14 protein-coding genes are annotated in these 13340 nt (G+C 68.0%); 5 read left to right on the forward strand and 9 right to left on the reverse strand.

Features of this window, described 5'->3' with window-relative positions; translation table 11 throughout:
* Nucleotides 1–46: 46 nt before the first annotated feature.
* Both mftC and mftA read right to left on the reverse strand, forming a co-directional pair.
* On the reverse strand, nucleotides 47–1537 hold the full coding sequence (gene mftC, locus AB0I19_RS13815; protein WP_357148606.1) for a mycofactocin radical SAM maturase: 1491 nt from the start codon (nucleotides 1535–1537) through the stop codon (nucleotides 47–49).
* Nucleotides 1538–1539: 2 nt separating this feature from the next.
* Nucleotides 1540–1644, reverse strand: coding sequence for a mycofactocin precursor MftA (gene mftA / locus AB0I19_RS13820; RefSeq protein ID WP_357148360.1), 105 nt, complete (start codon nucleotides 1642–1644; stop codon nucleotides 1540–1542).
* A gap of 163 nt (nucleotides 1645–1807) precedes the next feature.
* Between mftA and mftR2 the strand changes: the two genes are divergently transcribed.
* Both mftR2 and AB0I19_RS13830 read left to right on the forward strand, forming a co-directional pair.
* Nucleotides 1808–2446, forward strand: a complete 639-nt coding sequence (mftR2, locus tag AB0I19_RS13825) for a mycofactocin system transcriptional regulator MftR2 (RefSeq protein WP_067485219.1) — start codon at nucleotides 1808–1810, stop codon at nucleotides 2444–2446.
* 47 nt (nucleotides 2447–2493) lie between these two features.
* Nucleotides 2494–3549: a ferredoxin--NADP reductase gene (locus AB0I19_RS13830; RefSeq protein ID WP_357148362.1), complete on the forward strand. Its 1056-nt coding sequence runs from the start codon at nucleotides 2494–2496 to the stop codon at nucleotides 3547–3549.
* On the opposite strand, the gene AB0I19_RS13835 is transcribed toward AB0I19_RS13830, so the two are convergent.
* From AB0I19_RS13835 to AB0I19_RS13855, 5 genes are all read right to left on the reverse strand, one after another.
* The gene (locus tag AB0I19_RS13835; RefSeq protein ID WP_357148365.1) at nucleotides 3546–4286 is read right to left on the reverse strand and encodes a DNA alkylation repair protein; all 741 of its coding nucleotides are present in this window, start codon (nucleotides 4284–4286) and stop codon (nucleotides 3546–3548) included. The genes AB0I19_RS13830 and AB0I19_RS13835 overlap by 4 nt on opposite strands.
* An 80-nt stretch (nucleotides 4287–4366) precedes the next feature.
* Entirely contained in the window at nucleotides 4367–5131 is a 765-nt protein-coding gene (locus tag AB0I19_RS13840; RefSeq protein WP_357148368.1) for an aspartate/glutamate racemase family protein, read from the reverse strand.
* A 41-nt stretch (nucleotides 5132–5172) separates the two neighbouring features.
* Complete coding sequence (locus tag AB0I19_RS13845) at nucleotides 5173–5382, reverse strand: hypothetical protein (protein ID WP_356985920.1); 210 nt, start codon at nucleotides 5380–5382, stop codon at nucleotides 5173–5175.
* 108 nt (nucleotides 5383–5490) lie between these two features.
* On the reverse strand, nucleotides 5491–6687 hold the full coding sequence (locus AB0I19_RS13850) for an FAD-dependent oxidoreductase (protein WP_357148371.1): 1197 nt from the start codon (nucleotides 6685–6687) through the stop codon (nucleotides 5491–5493).
* 121 nt (nucleotides 6688–6808) lie between these two features.
* The gene (locus AB0I19_RS13855) at nucleotides 6809–8293 is read right to left on the reverse strand and encodes an MFS transporter (RefSeq protein WP_357148374.1); all 1485 of its coding nucleotides are present in this window, start codon (nucleotides 8291–8293) and stop codon (nucleotides 6809–6811) included.
* A 102-nt stretch (nucleotides 8294–8395) separates the two neighbouring features.
* Here AB0I19_RS13855 and AB0I19_RS13860 point away from each other — a divergent pair, with 102 nt between their 5' ends.
* A complete protein-coding gene (locus tag AB0I19_RS13860; RefSeq protein WP_357148377.1) occupies nucleotides 8396–9292 on the forward strand; it encodes a helix-turn-helix transcriptional regulator in 897 nt (298 codons plus the stop codon).
* A 27-nt stretch (nucleotides 9293–9319) separates the two neighbouring features.
* Here the strand turns inward: AB0I19_RS13860 and AB0I19_RS13865 are convergent, their stop codons facing one another.
* Nucleotides 9320–9772 carry a MarR family transcriptional regulator gene (locus tag AB0I19_RS13865; protein WP_357148379.1) on the reverse strand — a complete coding sequence of 151 codons (453 nt, stop codon included), beginning with the start codon at nucleotides 9770–9772 and terminating at the stop codon, nucleotides 9320–9322.
* 99 nt (nucleotides 9773–9871) lie between these two features.
* On the opposite strand from AB0I19_RS13865, the gene AB0I19_RS13870 reads away from it, so the two are divergent.
* Entirely contained in the window at nucleotides 9872–10390 is a 519-nt protein-coding gene (locus tag AB0I19_RS13870) for a nuclear transport factor 2 family protein (RefSeq protein ID WP_357148382.1), read from the forward strand.
* 37 nt (nucleotides 10391–10427) lie between these two features.
* On the opposite strand, the gene fusA is transcribed toward AB0I19_RS13870, so the two are convergent.
* Nucleotides 10428–12506, reverse strand: a complete 2079-nt coding sequence (gene fusA / locus AB0I19_RS13875) for an elongation factor G (RefSeq protein ID WP_357148385.1) — start codon at nucleotides 12504–12506, stop codon at nucleotides 10428–10430.
* Nucleotides 12507–12766: 260 nt separating this feature from the next.
* Here fusA and AB0I19_RS13880 point away from each other — a divergent pair, with 260 nt between their 5' ends.
* Nucleotides 12767–13195: a PPOX class F420-dependent oxidoreductase gene (locus AB0I19_RS13880; RefSeq protein WP_357148387.1), complete on the forward strand. Its 429-nt coding sequence runs from the start codon at nucleotides 12767–12769 to the stop codon at nucleotides 13193–13195.
* Nucleotides 13196–13340: the final 145 nt, after the last annotated feature.

The raw sequence follows: 13340 nt of genomic DNA on the forward strand, positions 1-13340 counted from the left end.
CGTGTCGAGCAAGATCGGCAGCGCACCGCTGGCAACCGCGACGCGACTACCCGAGCGGACTCTCGTTGCACGCCTTGGCCGGTGGCTGACGCACGGTCAGTGGCAGCGACACCCGGGTGCGGGCACGCACCGGCCGCGAGTGGTCCACCGCCGGGCGCGGAACGACGCGGCCCGGTGCCGACAACGCCGCCTCCCCGTACCCCTGCACACACTCCGGGTCGGGTCCGTTGGCGGGCAGACCGGTGAAGAATTTGGCGGCCATGCATCCGCCACGGCAGGCGTCGTAGTGGCTGCACTTGGTGCAGGCGCCGCCGTCGACCGGCTCGCGCAGTTCGGCGAACAGTTCGGCGTTGGTCCACACACCGTCGAAACCGCCGTCGGTGAGGATGTTTCCGGCCTTGAACCGGTCGTGGATGGCGAACGGGCAGGCGTAGACGTCGCCCACCGGGTCGACCAGGCAGACCACCCGGCCCGCACCGCACATGTTCAAGCCCGGCAGGGCCGAACCGAAGGCCGACAGGTGGAAGAAGGAGTCGCCGGTGAGCACGCCCTCGCCGTTGCGCACGAGCCAGTCGTAGAGCTCGCGCTGCTGTTCGGGCAGCGGGTGCAGCTCGTCCCACACGTCGGCGCCGCGGCCCGACGGGCGAAGCCTGGTCAGTCGCAGAGTGGCGCCGTAGCGGTCGGCGATGGCCTTGAATTCGTCGAGCTGGGCGATGTTGTGGCGGGTCGCGACCACCGAGAGCTTGGCGTCACGGAAGCCCGCGTCGGCCAGGTTCGCCAACGCCTTGATCGCGGTGTCGTAGGAGCCGGGACCGCGCACGGCGTCGTTGACCTCGGCGGTGGCGCCGTCGAGGGAGATCTGCACGTCGACGTAGTCGCTGGCGGCCAACCTGGCAGCGACCTGCTGGTTGATGCGAACCCCGTTGGTGGAGAACTTGACCCCCACGTGGTGGGCCGTGGCGTAGTCGACCAGCTCCCAGAAGTCCGGGCGCACGGTCGGCTCACCGCCACCGATGTTGACGTAGAAGATCTGCATGCGCTCGAACTCGTCGATCAGCGCCTTGCACTGCTCGGTGCTCAGTTCGTTCGGGTCGCGGCGACCCGACGACGACAGGCAGTGCACGCACGACAGGTTGCACGCGTACGTCAGTTCCCAGGTGAGACAGATCGGCGCGGCGAGACCGGACTCGAAACGGTCGATCAGCCGTCCGCCCTGCGGGGCGCCGACCGGGGCAGGCGGGCTCGCTTCCACCGGTGTGACCGGACCCGGTGCGGGCACGATCATGTCGGTGCGGGCCAGCTGGTCGAGCGCCTCGACATATGCCGTCGAAGCGCTGAAGCCCTTGGCGTGCAGCACTTCCCGCACGGAATGGTGCGCGGGCAGCGACCGGACCACGTCGACCAGCTCGCGGCTCTTGAGGAACGAGAGCTTGCGGGTGCCGAAGTGGTACAGCAGCGCACCGAAGGACTCCGGACGCAAGGAGACCCGGGGATGCAGCGCCCATCGGGCATCGAGATCGAGCACGCCTGCCGCCATGGTCAGTACACGCCGCACATGCCGTCGATGCTGACCTCTTCGATCAGCGTCTCGGCGATCAAGTCCTCGCCGGTGTCCTCGTTCGTGGGTGCCGGGTTCTCGGCCATGACTACCTCCCATGTGTTGACGGTCACTCGCGACTTTAACGTCAGTCACTGCCATAAAGGCGGGATTCGGAAAAACTCACCGGACGGGCCACGACATCTAGACTTCCGGGAGCAGGACGGAAGGGGCCCGAGAGCCCAGCGGCAGTAGAGGTGAGGCAGAGGCTTGCGTAACCACGGTGGGGTCGGCAGCGGCGCGAATTCGACACTCTCGGAAGCGGAGATCGTCGAGGCGGCGCTGCGCGTAGTACGCGAGGACGGCGTGGAGAAGCTGTCCATGCGCAGGCTCTCGCGTGAGCTCGGGGTGTCGCCGATGGCGCCCTACTACTACGTCGCCGACAAGCGCGAACTCCTCGACCTGGTCGCCAGCGCGGCGCTGGTCGGCGTGCGCAAGCCGCCGCGCGAGTCCGGCCCGTGGCAGGTACGCCTGCGCGATCTGATCGATCAGATAGACGATAAACTGCGCAGGCATCCCGGCCTGGGCGACATCCTGCTCGAGCAGATGCTCGGCAAGCAGCTCGACCTGATCGAAGCGGTGATGGAAATCCTGTTCGACGCGGGATTCTCCGATCGCAACGTGCTGGCCGCCTACGCGACCATCCACACCTACCTGTTCGGCCGCAGCAGGGTGAATCCGCGCGACCGCTCCGCCCCCGCGGACGTGCTGCTGCCCGAAGCGGTGGCCCGTGCCACGAAGTACATGTCCGACCTGCGCGGCAAGTACTCCTACGACTTCGGGATGGAGGTGCTCGTGGCCGGGCTCGAGGCGCAGCTTGCCCTGCAGGCGCGTCCGGACTTAGCATGAAACTGAAACACGTTCTAGTTTTGGCTAGATCTGCTTGAGAGGACGACATGACCACAGTCGAGGTTCCGCACGGCTCGCGCTCGGTGGTACTGCGGGTCGCCGCAGTCATCGCCGAAACGACCGACACCCGCTCCGTGGTCTTCGAGGTGCCCGACGAGCTGCGCGAACGGTTCGCCTACCAGCCCGGGCAGTTCCTCACCCTGCGCATCCCCAGCGAGCTCACCGGTTCGGTGGCCCGCTGCTACTCACTGGCCAGTTCGCCGTTCACCGACGACCTACCCAAGGTGACCGTGAAGCGCACCGAGGGCGGCTACGGGTCGAACTGGCTGTGCGACAACATCAGCGCAGGCGACGAGCTGGAAGTACTCCCGCCATCGGGCGTGTTCACCCCCCGCGACCTCGACACCGATCTGCTGCTGTTCGCGGCGGGCAGCGGCATCACCCCGGTCATCTCCATCCTGAAGTCGGCGCTCGCCCAGGGCAGCGGCAAGATCGTGCTCGTCTACGCCAACCGCGACGCCGGCTCGGTGATCTTCGCCGACGAGCTGCGCGAACTGGTCGGCAAGTTCCCGCAGCGGCTCAGTGTCATCCACTGGCTCGAACCGCTGCTCGGCCTGCCGACCGCCGACATGCTCGCCCGCCTGGTGAGCCCCTACACCGCGTACGAGGCGTTCATGTGCGGGCCGAAACCGTTCATGGACCTCGTGCACACCGCGCTCGCCTCGCTCGACGTGCCGCGCAGCCGCACCCACGCCGAAATCTTCAACTCGCTGGCCGGTGACCCGTTCGCCGACCACGCGCCCGCCGAGGTGTCCGAGGAGGAGGCCGCCGACGCCGCAACCGTCGAGGTGGAGCTCGACGGGCAGGTGCACGAGCTGAGCTGGCCACGCAAGCAGACGCTGGTCGACATCATGCTCGACAAGGGCCTCGACGTGCCGTACTCCTGCCAGGAAGGCGAATGCGGGTCCTGTGCCTGCACGGTGCTGGAAGGCAAAGTGGAGATGGAGAATTCGGAGATCCTCGACCCCGAGGACATCGAGAACGGCTACATCCTCGGCTGCCAGGCCCGGCCGGTCACCGACCACCTGAAAATCCAGTTCTAGCGCATCGCCCGATACGCGGCGCGCTGTTCCTTGTCGAGGTGTTCGGTCGCGTAACTCAATGCCGTGCGGCCCATTTCGCGTGCGTGAGTGTCGAGGAAGTCGGTGAGCAGCGCGGCATCGACCTTCTTGCCGAGCTCGCGCAGCATCCAACCGAGGGCCTTCTGGATCAGGTCGCGGTGGTCGTCGAGTAATTCTTCGGCCAGGGCGAGAGTGGTTGTCGCGTCACCGGCGCGGATGAAGGCGAAGGTCGAGAGCAGGGCCACTCGGCGGTCCCAGAGTGAATCCTTGTGCGCCAGGTCGAAAAGCAGGGTGCGGTCTTTGTCGAGCAACCAGGCGCCGAGGATGTATTCGGCCGACGAGTCGACCAGATCCCAGTTGTTGACGCGACCCCTGGATACGGCGGCCAGGTAGCGGTCGACGATCTCCTCGCGGGTCTTGTCGTGGCGGGTGCGTGGTTTCGACGCGGTGGCGAACTTCGCGTCGAGAACGAGCAGGGCGACAAGGCGTTCCTCGTGGATCGGGCTGTCGAGGAGTTCGTCGACCTCGTCGAGGGGTAAGGCGGTGAAGCGTTTGGCGACGTTTCTGCTCGACGGCACGCGGACGCCGAGGAAGACATCGCCCTCGCCGTATTCACCGGGGCCGGTTTTGAAGAAGCGCTGCAGGTGTCGCGCGTCGGCCGGGTCGGCGTGTTCGGCGAGCGCGGCGCGTACGTCGTCGGCGGTGGGAGCCTCGGTCACAACGCACCTCCAGGGTCGGTTATGCGCATTCAACACCACAGGACACCCTGCCCGGTCACCGCACCACCCGGACCGGAACGTCAGAGGCCGACGGCGCCCAGCAGGCGGCCCGACTCGAAAGTCGCTGCGCTGGTAGGCAATTCCCCTGGTTCACCGCTGGTGCGGACGATGACCGTTCCGGTGCCGGTGGTCGGCCTGCCGAGCTCGTCCATCTTGCGGACGGTCTGGGCGGCGACGGCCTGGGCGCTGTCGAACAGGCGTACACCGTCCGGCAATGCGGCGACGATGGCGTCGACGACCAGCGGATAGTGGGTGCAGCCGAGCACGACGCCCTCCACATCGGCGGGTGTGCGAGCGGCGGCATCGGCGATCGAGGCGTTGATCGCGGGCACGTCACCTCGGTCGATGGCGTCGGCCAGGCCGTGGCAGGCCACCCCGACAACCTTCGCATCGCCACCGAAGCGGGCGATGAGGTCGGCCTGATAACGGCTGGCCGTCGTCGCCGCCGTCGCCCACACCGCAACCGAACGGCACTGCGCCGCAGCGGGTTTGATCGCCGGAACCGTGCCGATCACCGGCACCGAGTCCCCCACCTCCGCGCGCACCTGAGCCAACGCCGTCACACTCGCCGTATTACACGGCAACACGATCACCTCGGCCCCCAACCCCAGCGCCTGCCGCGCCGTCGCCAGCACCCGCTCGACCACCCACTGTTCCGGCTTGGGCCCCCACGGCGCGCCCTCGGGATCGAGCAGCAGCAGCAGATCCACATCGGGTCGCAGTTTGCGCAGCCACGCGGCCGTCGGCAACAAGCCGAGACCCGAATCGATAAGCGCGACGATCACGGGTCCACCGTATTACAGGCCCGCGAACGCCCCCGTCCCGCCTACAGCAACTCGACCTCGTCGAACCCGACGGTCAGCCGATGCCGGTCCTCCCGCAGCACCCCGCCCTCACGGTGCGTGGTGCCCACGGCGAACTCCAGCCCGAGCGTCGACCGCCCGGTGTCGACGGACTGGACGACAGCACAGATACCACCGAACGGGCCGTGCGAAAAGACGACCACGTCACCGGGTGCATACTCAGAAATCCCCACGGCGCCAGAGTAATCCGATTCGCGTGCCGGAACCCGAGTCATTTGCCTGCGCTCGGCGGCACCGCCAGTGATCCGTGCCCCACCGGCAGTCCGCCACACGCCTCAGGATCAGGACGTAGCAGCCAGCAGATCGGCCACCGGCGTAGGCGCGGCCAACTTCGCCCGCAACTTCATCACCTGGGCCGTCATCCCCGCCCCGAGCACAGCGGTGAGAATCCCGTCCCTGGAGTAGTACGCGAGAAACTTGTGCCCGTCTTCGGACACGACAGTGACCTCGTCCGCCGGATCAGGCGTACCGAGGGCCTGAATCTTGACGTCGTACTGATCGCTCCAGAAGTACGGCACCCGCGCAGCCGTCGGTGTCGCGCCGCCGAGCAGCGCGGTAACCACCAGCTTCGCTTGCTCACCCGCACTGGTCCAGTGCTCGACCCGCTTGCGAATGTCACCGTAACGCCAGGCAGCCACGTCGCCGACCGCCCAGACGCCCTCAGCGGACGTACGCCCCAGCTCGTCGGCAAGCACACCCCCGCCCGCCGTCGGGTCGGCCAGTTCGATACCGGAACCGGCCAGCCAGTCGGTGGCGGGCACGGACCCGATTCCGATGACCACCAGGTCGGCATCGATATCGGAACCGTCGCTGAGCAGCGCGCCGCGCACGTGCCCGTCGACGTCCACCCGAAGCGTGTCGACGCCGACGCCACAGTGCAGGTCGACACCGTGGTCGCGGTGCATACGCGCCACGTACCCACCGATCTGCTCGCCGAGTACCGATGCGAGCGGGGCAGGCTGCGGTTCGACGAGGGTCACGTCCTTGCCCGCGGCGCGGAAGCTCGCGGCCAGTTCGCAGCCGATGAATCCGGCGCCGACGATGAGGGCGCGCTGGGCGGCGGCCAGGTCGGTGCGCAGGGATTCGGCGTCGTCGTGGGCGCGCAGTACGTGTACGCCCGTCACCTCCTCCACCCCGGGCAGGCGGCGGGGGCGCAGGCCCGTGGCGATGACGAGCTGGTCGTAGGCGATGGTGTCACCGTCGGCGAGGGTGAGGGTGCGCGCGGCGGTGTCGACTCGGGCGACAGCGGTGCCGAGGCGCAGCTCGATGTTCTTCTCGGCGAAGAACTCCGGCGGGCGCAGAGTGGTGTCGTCGGTCTCGCCACGCACGAACTGCTTGGACAGCGGTGGGCGATCGTACGGTGGCCGCGCCTCGTCCCCGACGAGCAGCACACCCCCCTCGTACCCGGCTCGGCGTAATTCCTCGGCGGTGCGCAGGCCTGCCAGGCCCGCTCCGACGATGACGATCGGCGCGCTCATATATTTCGTCCTTCCCTCTCGCTTGTTTGTACCAGTGCGCCGGTCGGGAGTGTGGTTCACGTCGCATTCGCTCGGCGATGTGATGCCCCGGGCAATCGGAGCCTCGCCGATGGTTGCTTCGTCAGAGACCCACCGGAGCGGGTTGCGTGATCTCCACATCCACTGGACGCGAGCGCAGCACGCGCAGCGCGACCAGCCCGAGGAGCGCGTGCAGCACGGCGGCGGCCGCGGCGACGACATGCAGCCCGTCGACGAACGCCGATCGCGCGTCGGCAGCAGCGGCTGGAAGGAGATCGGGCAGGTCGAGGGTCGCACCGAGGGTGGGCGCCAGGTCGGGACCGCCGATACGGAAGACGAGCGCGGCCAGGGAACCGAACAGGGCGATACCGAGAGCATTGCCGAGTTCGTTGCCGGTTTCGGCGAGCGCGGCCGCCGACCCCGCGCGTTCGGCCGGGACCGCCGCGACCGCGATATCGGCGACCACACTGAAGGAGATGCCGTAGCCGATGCCCGCCACGGCCGTCGCCGCGATATACCAACCCGCGCCGGTGCTCGTGCCGGTCGGCAGCAACAGCAGCAGGCCCGCGACGATGGTGAAATGCGCGGTGACGAGCGCGGCCGACCGGCCGATCCGGGCGGCGATCGCGGGGGTGACGACGGCGGTGACGGTGAGGACCACGGCCCCGGGCACCGCGAGCAGCGCGGCATCGGTGACGGTGAGGTCGAGTACGGACTGCAGATAGATGCCGCCGAGATAGGCGGTGGCCGACCATGCCGCCAGCGGGAGGAAGCCGGTGACGATCGCGATCGTGAACACGCGATTGCGGAACAACGCGAAGTCGATCAGCGGGTTCGCGATCCGACCCTGCCTGCGTCCGAACCAGCCGAGCAGCATCGCACCCACCAAGCCGGCGCCCGTGGCCGAGAGCGAAATACCCTCCGCAGCTGTGTGTTTCACCGCGTACATGGCGAGCAGCAGACCCGCCGCCGAGGTAGCCACACTCGCCACGTCGATACGGCCGGCCACCGTGGCCCGCACCTCGCCGAGCAGGATCGGCGCGAGCATCAGGAACAACAGCACCACCGGCACATTGATCAACAGGACCGAACCCCACCAGAACCGGCTCAGCAGCTGACCCGCGACGATCGGTCCGATCGCGAATCCGGCGGCGAACGTGGCCGCGAAAATGCCGATGGCCTGTGCGCGGCGCTTCGGGTCGGTGAACAGGGTGCCGAGCACGGCCAGCGCCGACGGCAACAGCGTCGCCCCGGCCACGCCCATCAGCACGCGGAACGCGATCAGCGATTCGGGGCTGGTGGCGAAGGCCGCACCCACCGAGCCGAGACCGAACATCGCGGCGCCGATCAGCAGGAGCCGCTTGCGCCCGTAGCGGTCGCCGATGGTGCCGAAGGCGATGAGCAGGGAGCCCACCGCGAAGCCGTAACTGTCCAGGATCCACAGGCTCTGATCGGCAGACGGGGACAGCGCGCCGGTGATCGCGGGCATCGCCAGGAACAGCACCGAACCGTCCATCGCGACGAGCAGAACCGGACCGAGGACCACCAGCAGGCCCAACCACGCCCGCACCGGAGAAGCAATGTTCATGTCACCGAATCTGGGCCCTACCGTGCACGGCAACCAGACCCGGCGATGGGTACACCCGGCAGGGATACCCACGAGCGCGCCGGGCTCCCTACGATCGGGAAAATGGAGCTGGAAAGCCTCGGCGTATTCCTCAAAACCCGCCGCGACCGCATCACCCCAGCCGACCTCGAGCTGCGCACCTACGGCGCGACCCGCCGGGTACCCGGGCTGCGCCGCGAAGAACTCGCGCAGCTGGCGGGCGTGAGCGCCGGCTACTACACCCGGCTCGAACAGGATCAGGCGGGCACGGCTTCGCCGCAGGTCATCGACGCCCTCGCGCGGGTACTGCGGCTCGATGCCGCCGAGACCGCACACCTGCACAACCTGGCCGGACGACCGACCACACCACGACTCACCCGCGACGAACCCGAACGCGCCCACCCCCGCGTCCTCGCCCTACTCGACGCGCTCGGCGACACCATGCCCGCCCTCGTCCTCGGCAGGCGCGGCGACGTGCTCGCCTGGAACCACAGCGGACACGCACTCTTCGCCGAACACCTCGACTTCGCCGCCCCCGCCGACCCGGTCGAGCGCCCGTCGATCCCACGCCAATTCTTCCTCGATCCGCTCACCAGGGACCTGCATCGCAACTGGGACGAACTCGCCCGCATTCACGTCGGTTACCTGCGGCTCACGGCGGGCCGCTACCCCACCGACGCACGCCTGGCCGAACTGATCGGCGAATTGACCATGCGCAGTACGGAATTCGCGACACTGTGGGCCGAGGGCGAAGTCGCCGACTGCACCGTCGGCACGATGCGACTACAGCATCCGACGGTCGGCAGCGTGGATGTGGACTATCAGGTGTGGTTGCAGCCCGACAGCCCCGACCACCGGCTCGAGGTCTACACCGCCCGCGACGAGGCCTCCGCCGACGCCTTGCATCTGCTGCGCGGGGCACCGGCTGCGCGTCGGCCCACGACACCGGAAGACCAGGCCTTCACGGGCGAGCACCGCTGATCGAACAGCACCGTCGCCGGGCGGGCTTCACCGCCCCGCGTGGTCGTCCAGCACGCGGCTGAGCAGACCGACGAGCTGGTCGCGTTCGCCCTCGGACAGCGCGCCGAGTAGTTCCTGCTGGGCGGCGCGCAGCTTGCCGTCGAGGTCGGCGAGGTGGGTGGCGCCCGGCTCGGTGATCGTGACGATATTGCGGCGCCGGTCCTCGGGGTCGGGGGTGCGGTCGACGAAGCCGCGCCCGGCCAGGTCGTTGAGCGCACCGACGATATCGCTGCGGTCGATGCCGGTGCGCCTGCCCAGCTCGGCCTGGCTGGCGGGACCGAACTCGGCCAGGGTGGCCAGCAGCGCGAAGTGATGCCTGCGTGAACCGGTGTCGGCGAGGGCGCGTTCGGCAGCTCGGTCGGCCAGCACCGCGACCTGGGTGAGCAGTCGCGTCGGCATCCCACGCAGCCTGGCCGCCGCCTGCGCTCCCGTGAGTTCCATGGCCTCATCGTATCAAGCACTTGTTGGTCACACCCACGAATGTTATCGTTGGTCTCACCTACATTGGTGTTACCAACAATCAAGCCGAAGGCTGGGATCATGCCCGAAATCCGTTACCTCCTACCGATCCTCGCGCTGCCGACCGCGCTGGTCGCCACCGCCTGCACCGACTCCACCGAGCAACGACTGCGTGAGCTGGAAGACCGCAACGAGATCCACGCCCTCGTCGACAATCTCGCCGCAGCACTGGAAGAAGGACGATTCGACGCCTTCGCCACCATCTACACCCCCGACGTGACCGCCAAATCGCCCGGCGGGGAGGCCACCGGGCTCGACAAGGTCATCGCGCTCGCCGGCCGCAACCACTCCGACCAGCAGCGCTCGCCGCACTACATCAGCAATGTGCGCATCGAACTCGCGGGCGATCGGGCCCAGGTCCGGGCGAACTCGCTGTTCGCGTTCGTTCCCAGCGCACCGACCCCCGGCCGGGTAGCCCCCGAACCGTTCTACGCCGGTGGCGGCACCTACCGATTCGATGCCGTGCGCACGCCCGACGGCTGGCGCTTCGCCCGCGTGGAAACCGCGCCCCTGTGGACGGTCGGCACCCTGGCGCCCTGAATCGGTGGCGCCTGAGGAGACGCCACCGACATCCTGGTCAGCTGCTCGCGATGATCGACTTCGCGACCTCGGGTGGGACCGGGGCGTAGGAGTCGAACGTCATCGAGAAATTCGCTCGGCCACGGGTTTTCGAGCGAAGATCGCCGATGTAGCCGAACATCTCCGACAGCGGGGTCAGCGCGCGGACGACGTGGGCGCCGCCGCGCTCGCCCAGCTCGGTGATCCGGCCACGCCGGGTGTTCAGATCACCGATCACCTCGCCGACGTACTGCTCGGGCATGACGACCTCCACGGCCATCATCGGCTCGAGCAGCACCGGCTTCGCGCGCGCCACCGCCGCGCGCACCGCCGCCGCACCGGCCAGCCGGAACGCCAGATCCGAGGAATCCTGCACGTGGGCAGCGCCGTCGATCAGCGTCACCAGCACGTTCACCAGGGGGAAGCCGGCGAGCGGCCCAACCGCGAGCGCGTCTTGCGCGCCCGCGTCGACCGCGGGGATGTACTCCTTCGGCACCCGCCCACCGGTAACCTGGTTGCGGAATTCGTAGACGGCGCCGTCGTCGGCCACGTGCGGGGCCAGCGCGATCGCCACCTTCGCGTACTGCCCGCGTCCACCCACCTGTTTGCGGTGGGTGTACTCGAGCAGATCGACGGGAGCGGTGACGGTCTCGCGGTAGGCCACCCGTGGTTCGCCGATGGTCGCGTCCACCCGGAACTGTCGTTTCAGCCGGTCGACCAGGATTTCCAGATGCAGCTCGCCCATGCCGCCGATCACCGTCTGTCCGGTTTCGGCGTCGACATGCACGGTGAACGTCGGGTCCTCGTCGGCCAGGCGAGCCAGGGCGGCGCCCAGCTTGTCCTGGTCGGCGCGAGTCCTCGGTTCGATCGAGAGCGACAGGACCGGGTCGGGGAAGGTCATCGACTCCAGCACGATCGGGTCGTGCCGATCGCACAGGGTGTCGCCGGTGCGGGTGGCTTTGAGGCCGATGACGGCACAGATCTGACCCGCCCGCACCCGATCGATCGCGATCTCGGTGCTCGCGTGCATCTGGAACAGTTTGCCCAGGCGCTCCTTTCGTCCGTTCGTCGAATTCAGCACGGTGGCACCGGGTTCGGCGGTGCCGGAGTACACGCGCAGATACACCAGCCTCCCGAAGAACGGGTGCGCCGCGACCTTGAACGCCAGGGCCGCGAACGGCTCGGCGATATCGGGAGCGCGGTGCACGTGTGTTCCTTCCATCGAGAAGCCGTGCACGGCAACAGCATCCACCGGCGACGGCAGGTAGTCGACGATGGCGTCCAGCAGCGGTTGTACGCCGATATTGGCCAGCGCCGAACCGCACAGCACCGGGTAGGCCGTGGCGTCGAGCGTCATCCGCCGGATCGCGGCTTTGAGAACGTCGACAGCGATCGGCTTACCGGACAGGTAGCTTTCCAGCACGTCGTCGTCGGCTTCGGCGGCCGTCGCCAGCAGTGCTTCTCGATGCTGGATCGCCCTGGCCCGCAGCTGTTCCGGTATCTGGACGGTCTCGTAGCGGGCACCGTTTCCGGTGTCGCCGCGCCAGCGCTTCGCGGTCATGTCGACCAGGTCGATCACGCCCTCGAAGTCACGTTCGGCGCCGATCGGCAGCTGGATCACCAACGGGCGAACACCGAGTCGTTCCGCGATGGTCCGCACAGTGAAGGCGAAATCGGCACCGAGCTTGTCCATCTTGTTCACGAAACAGATGCGGGGCACACCGTAGGTGTCGGCCTGGCGCCACACCTGCTCCGACTGCGCCTCCACACCCTCCTTGGCGTCGAACACCGCGACCGCGCCGTCGAGCACCCGCAGCGTGCGCTCCACCTCGGCGGTGAAGTCGACGTGGCCCGGTGTGTCGATGACGGTGATCTGGTGCTCGGCCCATTCGCAGGTGGTCGCCGCCGAGGTGATGGTGATGCCGTGCTCGCGCTCCTGCACCATGTGGTCCATCACGGCGGTACCGTCGTGCACCTCACCGAGAGTGCGAATCACGCCGGTGTAGAACAGGATTCGTTCGGTGATCGTGGTCTTGCCCGCGTCGATGTGGGCGGCGATGCCGATATTGCGTAGGCGGGCGAGGTCGGTTCTGGTCATGGGAGGCTCCCGGCCGAGTCGGTTTCAGAAATCGACGCTCGCCGGTGAGGCGCTCCGGGGGACGGCACGGGCGTCGGGTCACGCGGCGCCGCCTCGGCGCCACACGGATCCGATGCGAACTAGAACCGCGACTGCGGACGTACCGTAAACATGGACTCTTTGTACGCGGCCCGATCCGGGATTGTCGACAGGTTTTCCGCGCGGGCATAAACGCAGGTGCACAACGGTTCGTCAGAACACACCGACAACAGGAGTGGCCCATGTCCGAACAGTTCGATCCGCACGCCCTGCTCGCCGAGGCGAAGATCGGTGTCCTCGCCACGATCAAAGCCGATGGCAGACCGCAGCTTTCACCGGTGACTCCCTACTACGACCGCGAGGCGGGCGTCATCTACGTCTCGATGACCGAGGGCCGCGCCAAGACCGCGAACCTGCGCCGCGACCCACGCGCCGCCCTCGAAGTGGGCAGCGCCGACGGCTGGTCCTGGGCAACCGCCGAAGGCACCGCCCAGCTCACCGGCCCCGGCACCGACCCACACGGCCCCGAGGTGGAAGCCCTCGTCGCCTACTACCGCGCCGCCGCGGGCGAGCACCCGGACTGGAACGAATACCGCGAGGTCATGGTGTCGGACCGCCGCGTCCTGATGACAATGGCGGTCGAGCATGTCTACGGAGCCAAGGTCCGCTGACACAGAGCTCTCAATGAATTGCCACAGTCGATCGGTACGGTCGAGACCACATTCCGTAGCTGTCGCTCGCCGCGGCGAGCGCGGCGGTGTCACGGTTCGGGTACACCTCGACGAGCGGTGAAGACCGTTCGCCGGATGCCTCGAC

Source organism: Nocardia sp. NPDC050413 (genome assembly GCF_040655475.1).
Lineage (GTDB): Bacteria > Actinomycetota > Actinomycetes > Mycobacteriales > Mycobacteriaceae > Nocardia > Nocardia coubleae.

Bases quoted from the DNA above. Each gene is read 5' to 3' on its own strand.
- mftC (WP_357148606.1), bottom strand. From the start codon at position 1,537: ATGGCGGCAGGCGTGCTCGATCTCGATGCCCGATGGGCGCTGCATCCC.
- mftA (WP_357148360.1), bottom strand. From the start codon at position 1,644: ATGGCCGAGAACCCGGCACCCACGAACGAGGACACCGGCGAGGACTTG.
- AB0I19_RS13830 (WP_357148362.1), top strand. From the start codon at position 2,494: ATGACCACAGTCGAGGTTCCGCACGGCTCGCGCTCGGTGGTACTGCGG.
- AB0I19_RS13850 (WP_357148371.1), bottom strand. From the start codon at position 6,687: ATGAGCGCGCCGATCGTCATCGTCGGAGCGGGCCTGGCAGGCCTGCGC.
- AB0I19_RS13855 (WP_357148374.1), bottom strand. From the start codon at position 8,293: ATGAACATTGCTTCTCCGGTGCGGGCGTGGTTGGGCCTGCTGGTGGTC.
- AB0I19_RS13860 (WP_357148377.1), top strand. From the start codon at position 8,396: ATGGAGCTGGAAAGCCTCGGCGTATTCCTCAAAACCCGCCGCGACCGC.
- AB0I19_RS13865 (WP_357148379.1), bottom strand. From the start codon at position 9,772: ATGGAACTCACGGGAGCGCAGGCGGCGGCCAGGCTGCGTGGGATGCCG.
- AB0I19_RS13870 (WP_357148382.1), top strand. From the start codon at position 9,872: ATGCCCGAAATCCGTTACCTCCTACCGATCCTCGCGCTGCCGACCGCG.
- fusA (WP_357148385.1), bottom strand. From the start codon at position 12,506: ATGACCAGAACCGACCTCGCCCGCCTACGCAATATCGGCATCGCCGCC.
- AB0I19_RS13880 (WP_357148387.1), top strand. From the start codon at position 12,767: ATGTCCGAACAGTTCGATCCGCACGCCCTGCTCGCCGAGGCGAAGATC.